Origin of the sequence: Streptomyces sp. DvalAA-14, from assembly GCF_900091855.1 — a bacterium.
GTDB lineage: Bacteria > Actinomycetota > Actinomycetes > Streptomycetales > Streptomycetaceae > Actinacidiphila.
Genome location: NZ_FMCH01000197.1, coordinates 1 through 18,397 on the forward strand (window position 1 = coordinate 1; position 18,397 = coordinate 18,397).

The following is an 18,397-nucleotide window of genomic DNA, read 5'->3' on the forward strand; positions in this document are numbered from 1 at the left end:
GTGGGGCCTGGCCGCGCTGCCCACCCGGTCGGCCGCGACACCGGCCAGATCATCGAGGCGGCGGCCTCCGGCGAACTGGCCGCGCTCGTCGTCGGCGGTGTCGAGGTCGCCGACCTGCCCGACCCGGCCCGGGCCCGCGCGGCCCTGGACGCAGTGGGCTTCCTGGTCAGCCTGGAACAGCGGCCCAGCGAGGTCACCGAGCGTGCCGACGTGGTGCTCCCGGTCGCCGCGGTGGCCGAGAAGTCCGGCGCCTTCCTCAACTGGGAAGGCCGGATGCGGCCGTTCGAGGCCGCCATCAAGCCGGACCAGGCCACCACCCGGCACCGGCTGCCCGACGCCCGGGTGCTGACGATGCTCGCCGACGCCCTGGACGTGTCACTCGGCCTGTCCGACGTACGCCAGGCGCGCGCCGAACTCGACCGGCTGGCGGCCTGGTCGGGCACCTGGGCCACCGCGCCCACCGGCACGTCCGTCCCGCTGCCGCGGCCCGAGTCCGGTCAGGCGGTGCTCGCCGGGCACCGGCTGCTGCTGGACCTCGGCCGGCTCCAGGAGGGCGACGACGCGCTGACCGCCACCCGGCACGCCGCGGTGGCCCGGCTGTCGGCCGCGACCGCCGCCGAGGCGGGCGTCTCCGACGGCCAGCGGGTGCGGGTCACCGGACCGGCCGGCGCGGTCACGCTGCCGCTGGCGGTGACACCGATGCCGGACCGGGTGGTCTGGCTGCCGCTCAACTCCGTCGGCGGCGGCGTCGCCTCGGACACCGGTGTGCGCCCCGGGCAGATCGTCGCGATCAGCTCGGAGGGGGCCGAATGAGCGGGCTGCTGACGGCCGGGCCCCGAGCGCGGGTCCGGATCCGGGTCCGGCACGACCGGACCGCTGCGTCGTGGTTGATCTCCGCTCCGGCGGAAAAGGGTGCGGAGGCACAGTCATGAGCGCATCGCTCGCGGCCACCACCGAGAACCTGTCGTTCTTCGGGAACGACACCTGGTGGCTGATCGTCATCAAGGCCGTCTTCTGCTTCGCCTTCGCGATGCTGACCGTGCTGTTCTCCATCGTGTGGGAGCGCAAGGTCGTCGCCTGGATGCAGTTGCGCATCGGCCCCAACCGGCACGGCCCCTGGGGCATGCTCCAGTCGCTCGCCGACGGGGTCAAGCTGATGCTCAAGGAAGACCTCAACGTCAAGCGCGCGGACAAGGTGGTGTTCATCCTCGCGCCGATCATCGCGGCGATCCCCGCCTTCATGTCCTTCGCGGTGATCCCCTTCGGCCCGGCCGACAACGAAGTCTCCATCTTCGGCCGGCGGACCGCGCTGCAGCTCACCGATCTGCCGATCGGCATCTTGTTCATCCTGGCCACCGCCTCGGTCGGCATCTACGGCATCGTGCTGGCCGGCTGGTCGTCGGGCTCGACGTATCCGCTGCTCGGCGGCCTGCGCGCGTCGGCGCAGATGATCTCCTACGAGATCGCGATGGGCCTGTCCTTCGCCGCGGTCTTCCTCTACTCCGGCTCGATGTCCACCTCGACGATCGTCTCGGCGCAGCACGACCGCTGGTACGTGATCCTGCTGCCGGTGTCCTTCCTGATCTACATCTTCACGATGATCGGCGAGACCAACCGGGCCCCCTTCGACATGCCTGAATCCGAGGGCGACCTGGTCGGCGGCTTCAACACCGAGTACAGCTCGATCAAGTTCGCGCTGTTCATGCTCGCCGAGTACGTCAACATGGTGACCGTGTCGGCCGTGGCCACCACCCTGTTCCTCGGCGGCTGGCGCGCCCCCTGGCCCATCTCCACCTTCTGGGAGGGCGCGAACCACGGCTGGTGGCCGATGCTCTGGTTCGTCATCAAGGTCCAGCTGCTGCTGTTCTTCTTCATCTGGCTGCGCGGCACGCTGCCCCGGGTCCGCTACGACCAGCTGATGAAGCTCGGCTGGAAGGTGCTCATCCCGGTCTCCATGGTCTGGCTGATGCTGGTGGCCGCCGTGCGGGCGATGCGCAACGAGAACTACGACTTCACCAAGATCGTGCTCTACATCGGCGGCGCGGTCCTCGCGCTGCTGCTGATCTCGCTGCTGGTGGACCTGTTCCGCGGCGGCGAGGACAGGAGGAGCGCCGAAGGCGCGGCGCTCGCACCCCCGGAACAGTTCGACCCGATGGCCGGCGGCTACCCCGTACCGCCGCTGCCGGGACAGCAGGTGGAGCGGGTGCCCCGGCGCCCCAGCCGGGCGCAGCCCCAACTCGTGGGCGCGGCCGGTCCATCCGACGCGGATGCCGCCCAGACGGAGAAGAAGGAGGACGGCGATGCCTGAGTTCCTCGGCCCGGTCGCAGGCTTCGGCGTGACCTTCAAGGCCATGTTCAAGAAGCGGCTCACCGAGCAGTACCCGGAGTACAAGAAGCCGACCGCACCGCGCTTCCACGGCCGCCACCAGCTCAACCGGCACCCGGACGGCCTGGAGAAGTGCATCGGCTGCGAACTGTGCGCCTGGGCCTGCCCGGCCGACGCGATCTACGTGGAGGGCGCGGACAACACCGAGGAGGAGCGCTACTCCCCGGGTGAGCGCTACGGCCGCGTCTACCAGATCAACTACGCCCGCTGCATCCTGTGCGGTCTGTGCATCGAGGCCTGCCCGACCCGGGCCCTGACCATGACCAACGAGTACGAACTGGCCGACTCCACCCGCGAGTCGCTGATCTTCACCAAGGAGCAGCTGCTCTCCGGACTCGAAGAGGGCATGGTCGACTCGCCGCACTCGATCTTCCCGGGCATGGACGACGGCGACTACTACCGCGGCGCGGTCACCGAGGCGGCGCCCGGCACCGTACGGCAGGTCGCGGTCTCCAAGGGCGAGAAGCCCGCCGACGACGCCTTCGCCGCGCTGCCGCCCGACCAGGAGCCCGCCGCCGCGGACAGTGGCGAGCCGGCGCCGGCCGACCCGCCGGCCGAGACCGTCGCCCCCGGCGGTTCCGTGCCCGCCGGAACGGGGGCCGAGGCATGATGCAGCTCGCGGCGGCCGCCGCTTCGCAGACCTCCACCGGTGAGGCCGTCCAGTTCTGGGTGCTCGGCACCGTCGCCGTCATCGGCGCGCTCGGCACCGTCTTGATGAAGAAGTCGGTGCACAGCGCGCTGTCGCTGGCCGGCACGATGATCGTGCTGGCGGTGTTCTACCTGGCCCAGGGCGCCTACTTCCTGGGCATCGTGCAGATCGTCGTCTACACCGGCGCGATCATGATGCTCTTCTTGTTCGTCGTCATGCTGGTCGGCATCACCGCGGCGGACTCGCTGAAGGAGACGCTCAAGGGCCAGCGCTGGATGGCCGCGATCTGCGGGATCGGCTTCGGCATCCTGCTGATCGCCGGCATCTCCAACGCCTCGCTGCACACCTTCGCCGGGGCCGGCCAGGCCAACGCCGCCAACGGCGGCAATGTGCAGGGCCTGGCCAGGCTGGTGTTCACCCAGTACGTCTGGGCGTTCGAGATCACCGGCGCGCTGCTGATCACCGCGGCCGTCGGCGCGATGGTGCTCACCCACCGGGAGCGCACCGAGGAACGCAGCACCCAGCGCGAGCTGTCCGAGGCCCGCGTGCGGTCCGGCCGGCAGGTCACCCCGCTGCCCGCACCCGGCACCTACGCCCGGCACAACGCGGTGGACATCCCGGCGCTGCTGCCGGACGGCTCGGTCTCCGACCTGTCGGTCAGCTCCACGCTGCGGCAGCGCGGGCAGATCCGCGACGTGTCCGGCGACTCGATGCGGCGGCTGGCCGCGCTGGAGCAGCGCTCCGGCGAGTGGCTGGAGCGGGAGCCGGAACTCCCGGCCCTCGACCTGGAGCGGGACGCGGCGACCAGCGACCAGAACCGGGCCGCCGAACGGTCCGCCGAACGGGCCGAGGAGGGTGCCAAGTGAATCCGGCCAACTATCTGTACCTGGCAGCGCTGCTGTTCACCATCGGCGCGTCCGGAGTGCTGATCCGGAAGAACGCCATCGTGGTCTTCATGTGCATCGAGTTGATGCTGAACGCCTGCAACCTGGCGTTCGTCACCTTCTCCCGGCTGCACGGCAACCTCGACGGCCAGGTGATCGCCTTCTTCACGATGGTCGTCGCCGCCGCCGAGGTCGTGGTGGGACTGGCGATCATCGTGTCGATCTTCCGTTCGCGCCACTCGGCCTCGGTCGACGACTCCAATCTGATGAAGCTGTAGAGGGGCTGCGACCGTGGAAACCCTGATCGGACTGGTGGTCGCGGCGCCGCTGCTCGGCGCGGCGGTGCTGCTGACCGGCGGCCGGCGGCTGGATCGTGTCGGGCACCTGCTCGGCACGCTGCTGGCGCTGCTGTCCTTCGTGTTCGGCGCGGTGCTGTTCGTCAACATGCTCGGCAAGGCCACCGACGCCCGGGCCCTGCACGCGCACCTGTTCACCTGGGTGCCCGTCGCCGGCTTCCGCGCCGACGTCGGCTTCCAGCTGGACCAGCTGTCGATGACGTTCGTGCTGCTGATCACCGGTGTGGGCACGCTGATCCACATCTACTCGATCGGCTACATGAAGGAGGACGAGCGGCGCCGCCGGTTCTTCGGCTACCTCAACCTCTTCCTGGCCGCGATGCTGCTGCTGGTGCTCGCCGACAACTACCTGCTGCTGTACGCGGGCTGGGAGGGCGTCGGCCTGGCCTCGTACCTGCTGATCGGCTTCTGGCAGCACAAGCCGAGCGCGGCGACCGCGGCCAAGAAGGCGTTCCTGGTCAACCGGGTCGGCGACATCGGCCTGTCGGTGGGCATCATGCTGATGTTCACCACCTTCGGCTCGTTCGCCTTCGGAGACGTGCTGCCGAAGGCGGCCGCCGCGGCCGGTACGCAGCACAACACCATCACCGGTATCGGCTTCATGCTGCTGCTCGCCGCCTGCGGCAAGTCGGCGCAGGTGCCGCTGCAGTCCTGGCTCGGCGACGCGATGGAGGGCCCGACCCCGGTCTCGGCCCTGATCCACGCCGCCACCATGGTGACCGCGGGCGTCTACCTCATCACCCGGTCGGGTGCGATCTTCAACGCCGCCCCGGTCGCGCAGACCGCGGTCGTCACCGTCGGCGCGGTCACGCTCCTCTACGGTGCGATCGTCGGTTGCGCCAAGGACGACATCAAGAAGGCGCTGGCCGGCTCGACGATGTCGCAGATCGGCTACATGATCATGGCGGCCGGGCTCGGCCCGATCGGCTACGTCTTCGCGATCATGCACCTGGTCACGCACGGCTTCTTCAAGGCCGGGCTGTTCCTGGGCGCCGGATCGGTGATGCACGGCATGAACGACGAGGTCGACATGCGGCGCTACGGCGGCCTGCGGAAATTCATGCCGGTCACCTTCATCACCTTCGGCCTCGGCTATCTGGCGATCATCGGCTTCCCTGGCCTGTCCGGCTTCTTCTCCAAGGACAAGATCATCGAAGCCGCCTTCGCCAAGGGCGGCGCCGAGGGCTGGATCCTCGGCGCGGCGGGCCTGCTGGGCGCGGCGATCACCGCGTTCTACATGACCCGGGTGATGCTGATGACCTTCTTCGGCGAGAAGCGCTGGGTACCCGACGCGGACGGCCACGAGCCGCACCCGCACGAGTCGCCCGCCTCGATGACCGTGCCGATGATCGTCCTGGCGATCGGCTCGGTGTTCGCCGGCGCCGTGTTCAGCATCAACTCCTCCTTCGTCAGGTGGCTGCAGCCGGTCACCGGGCACAGCGAGGGGGACTCGCCGGTCAGTGCCGGGACCGTCACCGCCGCCACCATGGTGGTGCTGGTGGTCGGCGTCGGCATCGCCTGGCTGATGTACGGGCGGCGGGCCGTGCCCGCGGTCGCACCGCGCGGCAGCCTGCTCACCCGGGCCGCCCGCCGGGACCTGCTGCAGGACGACTTCAACCACGTCGTCCTGGTCCGCGGCGGCGAGCACCTCACCCGCTCGCTGGTCTACCTCGACCACTCCCTGGTCGACGGCGTCGTCAACGGCACCGCCGCCTCGGTCGGCGGCCTCTCCGGCCGCCTCCGCAAGCTGCAGAACGGCTACGTACGGTCGTACGCCGTCTCGATGCTCGGCGGCACCGCGGTGCTGGTCGCCGCGACTCTTCTCATGAGGGCGGTCTGATAGCTCATGTCGTTCCCCATCCTCACCGTGACGGCCGCTCTTCCCGCGGTCGGCGCGGTCGTCACCGCCGCGGTGCCGGCGGGGCAGCGGCTCGCCGCCAAGTACACGGCGCTGCTGTTCTCGCTGGGCACCCTGGTGCTGTCGATCGTCACCATGGTCCGCTTCCACCCGGGCGGTGACCGCTACCAGTTCGGCGAGTCGCACGCCTGGGTGAAGAGCTTCGGCCTGCGCTACGAACTCGGCGTCGACGGCATCGCGGTCGTGATGGTCGCCCTGACCGCCCTGCTGATCCCGTTCGTGATGCTGGCCGGCTGGCACGACGCCGACCCGCTCGAAGACGTGGACCCCAACCGGCGCTGGCGCCCCACCCAGGGCTTCTTCGCACTGATCCTGCTGGTCGAGGCGATGGTGGTGCTCTCCTTCGAGTCCACCGACGTCTTCCTCTTCTACATCTTCTTCGAAGCCATGCTGATCCCGATGTACTTCCTCATCGGCGGCTTCGGCGACCGCGCGCACGCGGGCGGCGAGGACGAGGCGGCCCGGCAGCGGTCGTACGCGGCGGTGAAGTTCCTGCTCTACAACCTGGCCGGCGGCCTGATCATGCTGGCCGCGATCATCGGCCTGTACGCGGCCACCGCCAAGCAGCTCGGCACCGGCACCTTCTCCCTGCAGGAGATCCTGTCGGCCCGCGCGTCGGGCAAGCTGACGCTGGCCACCTCCACCGAACGCTGGCTGTTCCTCGGCTTCTTCTTCGCCTTCGCGGTGAAGGCCCCGCTGTGGCCGCTGCACACCTGGCTGCCCAACGCGATGGGCGAGTCGACGGCGCCGGTGGCCGTCCTGATCACCGCGGTGGTCGACAAGGTCGGCACCTTCGCGATGCTGCGCTTCTGCCTCCAGCTGTTCCCGGAGGCGTCCAAGTGGGCGACGCCGGTGATCCTGGTGCTGGCGGTGATCAGCATCATCTACGGCGCCCTGCTCGCCGTCGGCCAGCGCGACATCAAGCGGCTGATCGCGTACGCGTCGGTGTCGCACTTCGGCTTCATCGTGCTGGGCATCTTCGCGATGACCAGCCAGGGCCAGAGCGGCGCGACCCTCTACATGGTCAACCACGGCATCTCCACCGCCGCGTTGATGCTGGTGGCCGGCTTCCTGATCACCCGGCGCGGCTCGCGGCTCATCGCGGACTTCGGCGGCGTGCAGAAGGTGGCGCCGGTGCTGGCCGGCACCTTCATGATCGGCGGTCTGGCGACCTTGTCGCTGCCGGGCCTGGCGCCGTTCGTCAGTGAGTTCCTGGTCCTGGTGGGCACCTTCAGCCGCTACCCGGTGCTGGGCATCGTCGCCACCCTCGGCATCGTGCTGGCCGCCCTGTACGTCCTGGTGCTCTACCAGCGGACGATGACCGGCCCGATAAAGGCCGGCATCGAGGGCATGGCGGACCTGAAGGCACGCGAAGTGCTGGTGGTGGCCCCGCTGATCGCGCTGCTGTTCTTCCTCGGCGTGTACCCGAAACCGGTGACCGACATCGTCAACCCGTCCGTCGCGCACACGCTCTCCGACGTGCACAAGACCGACCCCAAGCCCGCGCTGGAGGCGAAGAAGTGAGCGCACCCGCATCCGCCGCCCCGGGGGTGGCCGTCCACAGCCTGTGGACGACGGCGGCCCCCGTCACGGACCGGATCCCCGCCCCGAAGATCGAGTACGCCCAGCTCTCGCCGGTCCTGATCGTCTTCGGGGTCGCGATGCTGGGGATCCTGATCGAGGCGTTCGTCCCCCGCAAGTCCCGCTACACCGCCCAGGTCGTCCTCGCGGTGGTCGGCCTCGCCGCCGCCTTCGCGGCGGTCGTCGCGCTGGCGGAGAAGGGCTACGGCACCACCAAGGCGCACATCGCGGCGATGGGCGCGGTCGCGGTGGACGGCCCCGCGCTCTTCTTGCAGGGCACCATCCTGCTGGTGGCGATCGTGGCCGTCTTCACCTTCGCCGAGCGCCGGCTCGACCCGAAGGCGCACGGCCGGCACGTCGACTCCTTCGCCGCGCAGGGGTCCGCCGTACCCGGCGGCGAGCAGGAGAAGGCCGCCGTCCGGGCCGGTTTCGCCTCCACCGAGGTCTTCCCGCTGCTGCTCTTCGCGGTCGGCGGCATGCTGGTCTTCCCGGCCGCGAACGACCTGCTGACGCTGTTCGTCGCCCTGGAGGTCTTCTCGCTGCCGCTCTACATCCTGTGCGCGCTGGCCCGGCGCAACCGGCTCATGTCCCAGGAAGCGGCGGTCAAGTACTTCCTGCTCGGCGCCTTCTCCTCGGCCTTCCTGCTGTTCGGCATCGCGCTGCTCTACGGCTACGCCGGCTCCGTGTCGTACTCCACCATCGCGTCGGTGATCGACGGCACCGCCAAGATGACGCCGGCGCTGAGCAACACCACCGGCAATGACGCGCTGCTGCTGATCGGCCTGGCCATGGTCGTGATGGGCCTGCTGTTCAAGGTCGGCGCGGTCCCCTTCCACATGTGGACGCCCGACGTCTACCAGGGGGCCCCGACCCCGGTGACCGGCTTCATGGCCGCCGCCACCAAGGTCGCCGCGTTCGGCGCGCTGCTGCGGCTGCTGTACGTGGTGCTGCCCGGCATGCGCTGGGACTGGCGGCCCGTCATGTGGGCGGTGGCCATCGTCACCATGGTGGCCGGCGCGGTCATCGCGGTGACCCAGACCGACGTCAAGCGGCTGCTGGCGTACTCCTCGATCGCCCACGCCGGCTTCATCCTGGCCGGTGTCATCGCGACGAGCCCGGACGGCGTCTCCTCCGTGCTGTTCTACCTGGCGGCGTACTCCTTCGTGACGCTGGGCGCCTTCGCGGTGGTCACACTGGTCCGCGACGCCAACGGCGAGGCGACCCACCTGTCCCGCTGGGCGGGCCTGGGCCGCCGGTCCCCTCTGGTCGCGGCGGTCTTCGCGGTCTTCCTGCTGGCCTTCGCCGGCATTCCGCTGACCTCCGGCTTCGCCGGGAAGTTCGCCGTCTTCAAGGCGGCCGCCCAGGGCGGGGCGATGCCGCTGGTCATCGTCGGTGTGATCTCGTCGGCGATCGCGGCGTTCTTCTACGTCCGGGTGATCGTGCTGATGTTCTTCAGCGAGCCGAAGGCCGACGGCCCCTCGGTGGCCGTCCCCAGCCCCCTCACCTCGACCGCCATCGCCATAGGCGTCGCGGTGACCCTGGTGCTGGGCCTGGCCCCGCAGTACTTCCTCGACCTGGCGGACAAGGCGAGCATCTTCGTCCGCTGACCTCCCCGCCCGCTCCGTTGCGGCCCGGTCCGTCCGCCCCTTTCCGGGGCGGGCGGACCGGGCCGTTCGCGTGCTCAGGGGCGGGCGGCGGCGACCAGCACAGCGGTGTGCGGCAGGGCCAGCCTTCCGTCGGGCAGGGCGAACTCCCGGGCGAGCAGCTCGTACTGCCGCCGGACCCCGGCGACGACCTCGGGCGACTGAGCGGCCAGCAACTGCCCGAGCGAGGCGATCCCGGCCGCCGGGCCCGCCCACCACACGTCGGGGTGCACCCGGTGCTCCCAGGCGAGGGTCTCGGCGACGGCGCCGGTGAAGCCGGCCGCCGCCAGCAGGCCGACCAGCCCGTCCTCGGTCCGCGGGAAGTCGTCCAGCGGATCCAGCATCGGCGCGTCCGCGGGGCGGGCGACGCCGGCCGCCTGGACCGCACGGCCGAGCAGCGCCTGGCCGGGGGAGGGCGGCGAGGGCCAGACGGTGAGGGCGACCCGGCCGCCGGGGCGGACCACCCGCCGCAGCTCGCCGAGGGCGGCCCGCGGTTTTCCCACGTGGTTCAGCACGAAGTTGCCCACCACCGCGTCGACATGCGCGTCGGGGAAGGGGAGGTGCGGCAGCGCCGCCAGCCGCACCTCGGCCGCCGGGACCGCGCGGGCCGCCGCGGCCACCATGCTCGGCTCGGCGTCCACCGCGATGACCTCCGCGCCGCGCGCGCTCGCTGCCGCCGCGACGGTCCCGGTGCCCGTCCCCACATCCAGCACCCGTATCCCCGCACCGCCCCCGACCCCGGCCGCGGCCTCGACCCCGGCCGCGTCCAGCAGCCGCGGCGCCGTGTGGCCGCACAGCAGCCCGTACGTCCGCCCGTACGCTTCGGCCTGTCCGGACCAGGCCCGGCGCTCGAAGGCGTCAAAGATTGTCATGAGGGGTCAACTCATGACCTGGGGGCGGTGGTTCCGCGGCCGGGGGATCGCGGGACGGGGGCCGCGGGACGGCGACCGCCCCCGGGGCCCGCAGTGCTCCGGGGGCGGTCGCTGCCGGGCGCGGGCTAGTTCGGAGCCGCCAGCAGGAGGGAGAAGCGGTTGCCGGGGTCGGTCCACCAGTTGCGGACCGTGAAGCCGCCCTCCTCGAGTTCGGCGGTCAGCGACGCGCGGCGGAACTTGCAGGAGATCTCGGTGCGCAGGTCCTCGCCGGGGGCGAAGTCCACGGTCAGGTCCAGGTCGCGGACCTTGGCCGTCTGGGCGGTACGGGAACGCAGCCGCATCTCGATGCGCTCGTGCTCGTCGTTCCAGACGGCGACGTGCTCGAAGGCGTCGGGGTCGAAGTCGGCGCCCAGTTCGCGGTTGAGCACATGCAGCACGTTCTTGTTGAACTCGGCTGTGACGCCGGCCGCGTCGTCGTAGGCCCGGACCAGCACCTCGGGGTCCTTGACCAGGTCCGCGCCCAGCAGCAGGATGTCGTCGCCGCTCAGCGCCCGCCGCAGGGTGCGGTAGAAGGCCAGCCGCTGGCCGGCGTCGAAATTGCCGATGGTGCTGCCGAGGAAGGCCAGCAGGCGCGGCCCCGGCTCGTCCGACAGGGCCAGGCCGGTCTCGAAATCCGCGACGGTGGCGGTGACCTCCAGGCCCGGATAGTCGCGGCAGATCGCCTGGCCGGCCTCCTCCAGGGCCGCCGCGCTGACATCGAGGGGCGCGTACCGCCGCAGGGTGCCGCCGGTGGTCAGCGCGTCGAGCAGCAGGCGGGTCTTGCGGGAGGAGCCCGAGCCCAGCTCGACCAGGGTGGCGGGCCGGGTGAGGGCGGCGATCTCCGGGGCGCGCCGGGTGAGGATCTCCTGTTCGGCCCGGGTCGGGTAGTACTCCGGCAGCCGGGTGATCTGTTCGAACAGCTCGCTGCCCCGCTTGTCGTAGAACCACTTCGGCGGCAGGGTGCGCGGCGGGCTGCCCAGGCCGCGCAGCACGTCGGCACGCAGCGTGCTGGTGAAGTAGTCCTCGGGGAGGCGGTCGTCGAGGGTGAAGCAGCTTTCGCTCATGGGATGCGGTTCCTTGCGGTGGGGGCGCGGGGAGCGCAGCGGGGTGATCCGTACGCCGGCCGTGGTGGCCAGCAGCAGCGAGCGGTCGGGGACTTCCCGCCACTCACCGTGTGACGCGGGACCGGTGGACGCACCGGCCACCCCCCCTTGAGCCGTGGTGCCGGTGCCAGTGCCGGTGTCAGTGCCGGTGCCGGCGGCGGTCCCGGCTGCGGCGCCGGTGGCCGTGCCGGTCGGTGTGCCGGTCGGCGTGCCGTCCGCCGCGTCGTCCGGCTCGGAGGCGACCAGCACCGTGCCGGGACCGGTCCGATACCACAAGGTGTCCCCCCACGCGGTGGCGGCGACCTCGCGGCCGTCGGTGAGCAGCAGATTCAGCCGGGCGGTCGGCCGGGCCGCCGCGACCTCGCGGACCACCGCGGCCAGCGCGCCGCCCGGTGACTCGCCCTGCCGCAGCCGCCGCGTGATCAACGCCCACAGCAGCGCGGAGTCACTGTGCGTCTCCAGATTCAGTGCCTCGGCGGCGGTGAGCGCGGTGGGCAGCCGGGTCCAGTCCGGGATCGCGCCGTTGTGGCTGAACAGCCAGCGGCCGTCCCGGAAGGGCGCCGCCGCCGACTCGTCCTGCGTGGTGCCGGCGGTGGCCGAGCGGACCGCGGCCAGCACCGCGCCGCTGCGGATGGTCCGGGCGAGCTCGGGGAAGTTGGCGTCCGCCCAGATCGGGACCGCCCGGCGGTAGCGGCCGGGCTGCGGGTAGCCGGCCTCGCCGCGCTCGGCCGGCGCGGCCGGACTCCCGGCCGCGACCGGGCCGGGCGCTTCCCCGGGCGCGCCGGCCGGTGCCGCAACCGGTGCCGCACCCGGTCCTCCGGCCGACCCGCCTGACCCGGCCGACCCGCCTGACCCGGCCGACCCGGCCGGCGTCTCGCCCGGTGCCTCGTCCGAGGCCGGACCGTAGGCCGGACCCGGCGCCGTACCGGCCGCCGGCCCCCGGCCCGTCGTCCGGCGCGGCCTCCGCCAGGTACCACCCGACCCCGAAGCCGTCGGCGTTCACCGTCCCGTGCCGCTGCCGGGCCGGGCGCCACGACTGCTCGTACAGGCTGTGCGCCGGCTCGGTGAGCAGCCGGGCCAGCGGCACCGGCGGCCCCAGATAGGCGAGGTGGCGGCACATCAGGACCGACCGCCGTCCGGACCGCCGTCCTCGGGGGCCGCGTCCCGTGCGGTGCGGAAACCGGCGAAGATCTGCCGCCGGATGGGGTAGTCCCAGTTGCGGAAGGTGCCACGGCAGGCCACCGGGTCGACCCCGAAGGCGCCGCCGCGCAGCACCTTGTACTCCGGGCCGAAAAAGACGTCCGAATACTCCTTGTAGGGGAAGGGCGCGAAGCCCGGATACGGGTCGAAGTCCGAGGACGTCCACTCCCAGACGTCGCCGATGAGCTGCCGGGCGCCGCTGGGCGCCGCGCCGGCCGGGTAGCTGCCCGCGGGGGCCGGCTGGAGGTGGCGCGAGCCGAGATTGGCGTGCTCCGGACCCGGGTCGGCGTCGCCCCACGGATAGCGGCGGGACCGGCCGGTGGCCGGGTCGTGGCGGGCCGCCTTCTCCCACTCCGCCTCGGTGGGCAGCCGCCGGCCGGCCCAGCGGGCGTAGGCGTCCGCCTCGTACCAGCACACGTGCAGCACCGGCTCGTCGGCCGGCACCGGTTCGACGTGGCCGAAACGCCGCCGGATCCAGCCGCCCCCGGCGGCGCCCGCGTCCCGGGACCAGAACTCCGGGGCCTCCAGACCCGCCTCCTGGACGTGCCGCCACCCCTCGGGCGTCCACCAGCGCGGGTCGCGGTAGCCGCCGGCCGCGATGAACTCCTGGTAGGCGGCGTTGGTCACCGGCACCGTGTCCAGCCAGAAGGCGGCCACCTCCACGGTGTGGTGCGGGCGCTCGTTGTCCAGCGCCCAGGGCTCGGTACTGGTGCCCATGGTGAAGGGGCCGGCCGGGACCAGCACCTCGGGCGGCAGCGCGGCCGCGTCGGCGGGCGCGGGCGGCGGCGCGGGCGCATCGAGGACCGCGGGGCCGGTACGGAGCTGGTGGGTGGCGAGCATCGTCTCGTCGTGCTGCTGCTCGTGCTGGGCGAGCATGCCGAACACGAAGCCGTCGGCCAGCAGGCGCTCCGGACGGTCGGGAGAGGTGTCGGTGGCGTCCAGCACCTCCCAGGTCTGGGCCCGGACCGCCTTGACGTACGCGCGCGCCTCCTCGGGGCTGAGCAGGGGCAGCGACGGCCGGTCGGCGCGCGGGTGCTGGAACGCGTCGTAGAGGGTGTCGAGATCGGGGCGCAGCCCCGGGCGGCGGCCGGCCTCGCGGACCAGCCACAGCTCCTCCTGGTTGCCTATGTGGGCCAGGTCCCAGACCAGCGGGGACATCAGCGGCGAGTGCTGGGCGATCAGGTCCGCCTCGGTCACCGGGTCGGTGAGCGCCATGGTCCGGCGCCGGGCGGTCTCCAGCGCCGCCCGGGCGGCGGCGGTGGCGTCGAACGAACCGGCCGGTCCGGCAGCAGCCGCCGCCGACTCCGCGGGGGCTGAAGGGTCAGGGGTGGCAGAAGTGATAGCAGGGTCAGGAGTGGCGCTGTTCGAGGCCGTGCTGTGGTTCGAACGCTGAGGGTGGGTCACGACATGCCTTCCGGAGGATCAAGCGCGGCTGAGCGCGTCCAACAGGTCATGGGCCGGGCATCGGCCGCGGTCGGGGTAGCGGTCGGCGAAATCCGTGAGCGCCTGCCGCAGGGCCACGGGTGCGCGGGAGCGCGCCAGTGCGCTCTCGGCCGCGGCGAAGCAGGCTCTGGCAGCCTTGGCGAGGTCCGGGTCGGCGGGGCCGATCCGGGCGGCGCGCTGCCATATCTCGTCGGCGGGGACGGGCTCCCCGTCCTGGCAGAGCGGCTCGGTGGCCGCGTAGGCCGCGTCGGCCGCGACCGGGTCGTCCAGCAGGGCCGCGGTCAGCGCGGTCACCACCATCCAGTCGTCGCCGTCCTGCGCGTCGATCATGCGCAGCTCCAGCCAGCCGCGCGGTCGCACCGGCGGGAACAGCGTGCTCAGGTGGTAGTCCAGATCCGCGGCGGTGGGGGCCCGCAGGCCCGGCGCGCCGCGCAGCCAGTCGCGGAAGGTCAGATCGGGCGGCGCGGACCAGTCGGCGTACTCGTCGCCCGGGACGCACAGCAGCTTGGCGTCCAGTGCGTAGCGCGCCCACGAGGTGCCCGGATCGGCCACCCGGTCGGGCTGATGGGTGCGGCCCGGGTCCATCCGGGCCCAGGTGGCCTGCCGGGTGGACACCCAGCCGGTCGGCCGGCCGCAGCTCATCGGGGAGTTGGCGAAGGCGGCGACCAGCACCGGACCCAGCCGGTGCACCAGGTCCCAGCGGTAGCGGTAGCCGGATACGCCATCGGTGTCGTCACCCGCGTCCAGGTTGACCTGGAGCGAGGCGGTGCGCCGCATCATGGTGCGGCCCCAGGGGCCCTCGCGGTCGAAGAAGCCCTCCATCGCCCGGTAACGGGGATGGTCGAGCACCCGGGGTGGTTCGCGGTACGGGTCGAGACCGCGGCCGACGAGGACCAGTCCCGCGCGGTCCATGGCCTGCCGCAGTACGGCGAGGTCGGCCGCTGTCGCCTCGACGCATGCGGCGAGGGTGGGGGCGGGCGGGGAGCTCAGCTCCACCTGGCCGCCCGGCTCACGGGTGAGCCTGCCGCCCCGGGGCAGGGTGTCCGGGGCCTCGACCGGCGCGAGAGCCGCGTCCAGCCGGTCGACGGAGATCACTTCATGCGGATCGGAGCGGTCCTGGACCAGCCACTCCAACTCCACGCCGGTCCGTTCGGGCGGGCCGGTCTTGAAACAGACACCGCGCACGTGGGCTTCCGCCTCGTCTTCCAGCAGGTCGGCTGCCATCGGTCCACCTCCTCTCAGGCTGTTCGGGACCCGGGATCGCCGTTCCCCGAAACGAGGACATGTCACATGGTGCGGGGGTGAGTCTAGTTGGCACTGTTACGCGATGGTCTTACGGAATAGTGAACGGTTCTGGGTCAAGCGTTCGAACAAGCCGGATCATTCCCGCGCTTCCCGCACTCAATCCCGGACCGCCCACGATGGCGCAGCTGCCATCCTTTCGGCTGAGACATACCGTGCAATTAAGGTAATAGGGATTATACGTGCGGTGATCGTCCCCGGCCTGGTGTAGGGCGATGCCCCGGCGGTGATCCACAGCCGACCGGCTACGCTGCCGGTGTAAGCCGCGCCACCTCCGTACACAGCTCAGAGCCGACCCGATCCTCGCCGGATCGTCATATGAACGCGCATGAACCTCGCCAGATGCCAGATCAGCGACAGGAGTACCCCTCGTGACCGTCGTCGGGCCCTTCGGGCTGAGCGTGTGGGACGAGGCCCTCGAGGCCGACATCCAGGCCGGTCTCGCGGCCGTGGAGGAAGGTCTGCTGGAGGCCACCAAGAGCGACGTGCCCTTCATCACCGAGTCGGCCCGGCACCTGCTGAAGGCCGGGGGCAAACGTTTCCGGCCGCTGCTGGTGATGCTCGGGGCCCAGTTCGGCGACCCGCACGCGCCCAAGATCGTGCCGTCCGCCGTCGTGGTCGAGCTGACCCATCTGGCCACCCTCTACCACGACGACGTGATGGACGAGGCGGACGTCCGCCGCGGCGTGCCCAGCGCCAACTCCCGCTGGGGCAACTCGGTGGCCGTACTGACCGGCGACTTCCTCTTCTCCCGCGCCTCGCACATCCTGGCCGACCTCGGGCCGGAGGCGGTCCGGGTGCAGGCCGAGTCCTTCGAACGCCTGGTCACCGGTCAGATCATGGAGACCGTCGGCCCGCGCGACGGCCGCGACCCGCTCGACCACTACCTGGAAGTCATCGCGGGCAAGACCAGCTCGCTGATGGCGGTCTCCGGGCGGTTCGGCGCGATGATGTCCGGAGCCGGCGAACCGGTCGTCGACATCCTCACCCAGTACGGGGAGCGGATCGGCGCCGCCTTCCAACTCGCCGACGACGTCCTGGACATCGCCGGCGACGGCCACGAGACCGGCAAGACCCCCGGCACCGACCTGCGGGAGGGGATCCCCACCCTGCCGGTCCTGCACGTCCGCCGCGGCTACGCCCAGGCGGCCGGCCAGGTCTCCGCCGCCGACCGGCGCCTCAACGAACTGCTGGACGGCGACCTCACCGACGACGCCCTGCACGCCGAGGCGCTGGAACTGATGCGCGCCCACCCGGCCCTGGAGCAGGCCCGCCGTGACACCGTGCGCTACGCCGACGAGGCCCGCGCGGCCCTGGCCCCGCTGCCGGACAATCCGGCCAAGTACGCGCTGGCCGGCCTGTGCGACGCGGTGGTGCACCGCACCGCCTGACGGCACCGCCGGACGGCCCGGTCCGGTCGCGTGTCCCGGCCGCACGTTCCGCCGCCCCCCGGCCTGACGCGCCGTGACGTACCGCCGCCTTCCCGGGGAAGGCTGCTCCCACGACCCCTGTCGGGGTCCGACCCTGCTTCCCGCACGGTACGGCCTCGGGGTCTGTCATACCCCGGGCGTACATTCGGTTGGGTCCCGCGGCTGATGTGCCGCCCGGCCCGATTTGGTGGGATGGAGACACCACCCCATGGCGGACCGGGCGACAATGTCCCGGGGAGTGGACGCGTACGAGGCAGCCGACCGCCGCCGACGACGGAGGAAACGCAATGGCACTGATCCAACCGGCACAGCCGGAGGCCGAAGAGCCCGGCCGCGAGCCCGGCCGCAGGCGCCGGGTCGCACGGTACGCCGTGCCCGTCGCGGTGGCCGGCGTCGCCGCGGCCACCATCAGCCTCGTCCCGGCGCTGGCCGACGCCGGCGACCCCTCGCTGCCCTCGGTCACCGCGCAGCAGTTGCTCACCAAGATCGCCGCGTCCGACACCCGGACGGTGAACGGCACGGTCAAGATCACCACCGACCTGGGGCTGCCCTCGGCACTGTCCGGCGGCGGTGGTCTCCTCGGCGGCGCGGCGCCGTCCGGCCTGCCCGGGCTCGGCTCCGGCGGCGGATCGCCGGCCGATCCGCAGGCCCAGCTGCCCCAACTGCTCATCGGCTCGCACCAGCTGCATGTCGCGGCCGACGGCCCCGACCGGCAGAAGCTCTCGGTCATCGAGCCGGCCGCCGAGTACAGCGTCATCCACAACGGCAGCCAGCTGTGGGCCTACGACAGCAAGTCGAACCAGGCCTTCCACCAGACCCTGCCGCAGCAGGCCAGCGCCCAGCCCCGGCAGCAGCCGCCGGCGGACTACCCGGCCACGCCGCAGGCCGCCGCCCAGGACATCCTCAAGGCCGCCGACGGCACCGCCGCCATCACGGTGGACGGCACCGCCCGGGTGGCCGGCCGCAGCGCCTACCAGCTGCTGATCACCCCGCAGCACGCCGACACCACCACCGTCGGCTCGGTCCGGATCGCGGTGGACGCCGCGACCGGAGTGCCGCTGCGCCTCACCCTGACGCCCAGGAGCGGCGGCAAAGCCGTCTTCGACGTCGCCTTCACCAAGGTCAGCTTCGCCCAACCCGCCGCCGGCACCTTCGACTTCACCCCCGGCAAGGGCGTCAAGGTGACGCAGGGCGGCGCGGACGCGAAGGCGGCACCCGGCCGCACCACCGGCGCCGGCCGGCCGCAGGACGCACCGCGGGCCGAGCCCACCGTCCTCGGCCAGGGGTGGGACTCGATCGCGGTGATCAAGACCGGCGGCGGCCTGCCGTCCGGCCCCGCCAAAACCGGCGCCGGGACGCCCCTGCTGGGCAAGGGCGCGGCCGGCAAGGACCAGGCCGGCGCGGGCGCCCAGTCGCTGCTCGACAGCCTCGGCAAGAAGGTCAGCGGCCGTTACGGCACCGGCACCCTCGTCAGCACCCGCCTGGTCAACGCACTGCTCACCGACGACGGCACGCTCTACGTCGGCGCGGTCAGCCCGTCCGCGCTGACCGCCGCGGCGACTTCCGTGTCGAACGCCACCAAGTAGCTCCG

General features: G+C 72.0%; 14 protein-coding genes and 2 pseudogenes. 10 read left to right on the plus strand and 6 right to left on the minus strand.

Annotation, left to right across the window (positions count from 1 at the left end):
- The 8 genes from GA0115240_RS09765 to nuoN form a co-directional block, all read left to right on the plus strand.
- Positions 1–813: molybdopterin dinucleotide binding domain-containing protein (locus GA0115240_RS09765; protein ID WP_161302145.1), on the plus strand; the 813-nt coding region annotated here is incomplete at its 5' end.
- A gap of 115 nt (positions 814–928) precedes the next feature.
- Entirely contained in the window at positions 929–2,308 is a 1,380-nt protein-coding gene (gene nuoH / locus GA0115240_RS09770) for an NADH-quinone oxidoreductase subunit NuoH (RefSeq protein ID WP_093736288.1), read from the plus strand.
- Entirely contained in the window at positions 2,301–2,996 is a 696-nt protein-coding gene (nuoI, locus tag GA0115240_RS09775) for an NADH-quinone oxidoreductase subunit NuoI (protein ID WP_093736267.1), read from the plus strand. Before nuoH ends, nuoI begins: the two co-directional genes overlap by 8 nt.
- Positions 2,993–3,901: an NADH-quinone oxidoreductase subunit J gene (locus tag GA0115240_RS09780; protein ID WP_370673308.1), complete on the plus strand. Its 909-nt coding sequence runs from the start codon at positions 2,993–2,995 to the stop codon at positions 3,899–3,901. The genes nuoI and GA0115240_RS09780 overlap by 4 nt, the downstream gene beginning before the upstream one ends.
- Positions 3,898–4,197, plus strand: coding sequence for an NADH-quinone oxidoreductase subunit NuoK (gene nuoK / locus GA0115240_RS09785; RefSeq protein WP_093736268.1), 300 nt, complete (start codon positions 3,898–3,900; stop codon positions 4,195–4,197). Before GA0115240_RS09780 ends, nuoK begins: the two co-directional genes overlap by 4 nt.
- A 13-nt stretch (positions 4,198–4,210) precedes the next feature.
- The gene (gene nuoL / locus GA0115240_RS09790; protein ID WP_093736269.1) at positions 4,211–6,115 is read left to right on the plus strand and encodes an NADH-quinone oxidoreductase subunit L; all 1,905 of its coding nucleotides are present in this window, start codon (positions 4,211–4,213) and stop codon (positions 6,113–6,115) included.
- A 6-nt stretch (positions 6,116–6,121) separates the two neighbouring features.
- The gene (locus GA0115240_RS09795; RefSeq protein ID WP_093736270.1) at positions 6,122–7,717 is read left to right on the plus strand and encodes an NADH-quinone oxidoreductase subunit M; all 1,596 of its coding nucleotides are present in this window, start codon (positions 6,122–6,124) and stop codon (positions 7,715–7,717) included.
- A 26-nt stretch (positions 7,718–7,743) separates the two neighbouring features.
- Positions 7,744–9,381 (plus strand): NADH-quinone oxidoreductase subunit NuoN, encoded by a 1,638-nt coding sequence (nuoN, locus tag GA0115240_RS09800; RefSeq protein ID WP_093736271.1) that lies wholly within the window; start codon positions 7,744–7,746, stop codon positions 9,379–9,381.
- Between the two features lie 74 nt (positions 9,382–9,455).
- Here nuoN and GA0115240_RS09805 read toward each other — a convergent pair whose 3' ends face one another.
- From GA0115240_RS09805 to egtA, 6 genes and pseudogenes are all read right to left on the minus strand, one after another.
- Positions 9,456–10,289 carry a class I SAM-dependent methyltransferase gene (locus GA0115240_RS09805; protein WP_093736272.1) on the minus strand — a complete coding sequence of 278 codons (834 nt, stop codon included), beginning with the start codon at positions 10,287–10,289 and terminating at the stop codon, positions 9,456–9,458.
- A 125-nt stretch (positions 10,290–10,414) separates the two neighbouring features.
- On the minus strand, positions 10,415–11,392 hold the full coding sequence (gene egtD / locus GA0115240_RS09810) for an L-histidine N(alpha)-methyltransferase (RefSeq protein WP_093736290.1): 978 nt from the start codon (positions 11,390–11,392) through the stop codon (positions 10,415–10,417).
- 369 nt (positions 11,393–11,761) lie between these two features.
- Positions 11,762–12,049 (minus strand): annotated as a pseudogene (locus GA0115240_RS09815) (class II glutamine amidotransferase); the annotation flags it as partial.
- 345 nt (positions 12,050–12,394) lie between these two features.
- Positions 12,395–12,551: pseudogene (locus GA0115240_RS37940) on the minus strand (class II glutamine amidotransferase); the annotation flags it as partial.
- Positions 12,551–13,972 carry an ergothioneine biosynthesis protein EgtB gene (gene egtB, locus GA0115240_RS09825; protein WP_093736291.1) on the minus strand — a complete coding sequence of 474 codons (1,422 nt, stop codon included), beginning with the start codon at positions 13,970–13,972 and terminating at the stop codon, positions 12,551–12,553. The pseudogene GA0115240_RS37940 and the gene egtB, both read right to left, overlap by 1 nt.
- 81 nt (positions 13,973–14,053) lie before the next feature.
- On the minus strand, positions 14,054–15,298 hold the full coding sequence (egtA, locus tag GA0115240_RS09830) for an ergothioneine biosynthesis glutamate--cysteine ligase EgtA (protein ID WP_093736273.1): 1,245 nt from the start codon (positions 15,296–15,298) through the stop codon (positions 14,054–14,056).
- 449 nt (positions 15,299–15,747) lie between these two features.
- Between egtA and GA0115240_RS09835 the strand changes: the two genes are divergently transcribed.
- Together GA0115240_RS09835 and GA0115240_RS09840 are read left to right on the plus strand one after the other, a co-directional pair.
- A complete protein-coding gene (locus GA0115240_RS09835; protein WP_093736274.1) occupies positions 15,748–16,767 on the plus strand; it encodes a polyprenyl synthetase family protein in 1,020 nt (339 codons plus the stop codon).
- Positions 16,768–17,093: 326 nt separating this feature from the next.
- Positions 17,094–18,392: a LolA family protein gene (locus GA0115240_RS09840; protein WP_093736275.1), complete on the plus strand. Its 1,299-nt coding sequence runs from the start codon at positions 17,094–17,096 to the stop codon at positions 18,390–18,392.
- The last annotated feature ends 5 nt before the right edge of the window (positions 18,393–18,397 follow it).

Bases quoted from the DNA above. Each gene is read 5' to 3' on its own strand.
- GA0115240_RS09795 (WP_093736270.1), top strand. From the start codon at position 6,122: ATGTCGTTCCCCATCCTCACCGTGACGGCCGCTCTTCCCGCGGTCGGC.
- egtA (WP_093736273.1), bottom strand. From the start codon at position 15,298: ATGGCAGCCGACCTGCTGGAAGACGAGGCGGAAGCCCACGTGCGCGGT.
- GA0115240_RS09780 (WP_370673308.1), top strand. From the start codon at position 2,993: ATGATGCAGCTCGCGGCGGCCGCCGCTTCGCAGACCTCCACCGGTGAG.
- GA0115240_RS09840 (WP_093736275.1), top strand. From the start codon at position 17,094: ATGGCACTGATCCAACCGGCACAGCCGGAGGCCGAAGAGCCCGGCCGC.
- nuoH (WP_093736288.1), top strand. From the start codon at position 929: ATGAGCGCATCGCTCGCGGCCACCACCGAGAACCTGTCGTTCTTCGGG.
- nuoI (WP_093736267.1), top strand. From the start codon at position 2,301: ATGCCTGAGTTCCTCGGCCCGGTCGCAGGCTTCGGCGTGACCTTCAAG.
- egtD (WP_093736290.1), bottom strand. From the start codon at position 11,392: ATGAGCGAAAGCTGCTTCACCCTCGACGACCGCCTCCCCGAGGACTAC.
- GA0115240_RS09805 (WP_093736272.1), bottom strand. From the start codon at position 10,289: ATGACAATCTTTGACGCCTTCGAGCGCCGGGCCTGGTCCGGACAGGCC.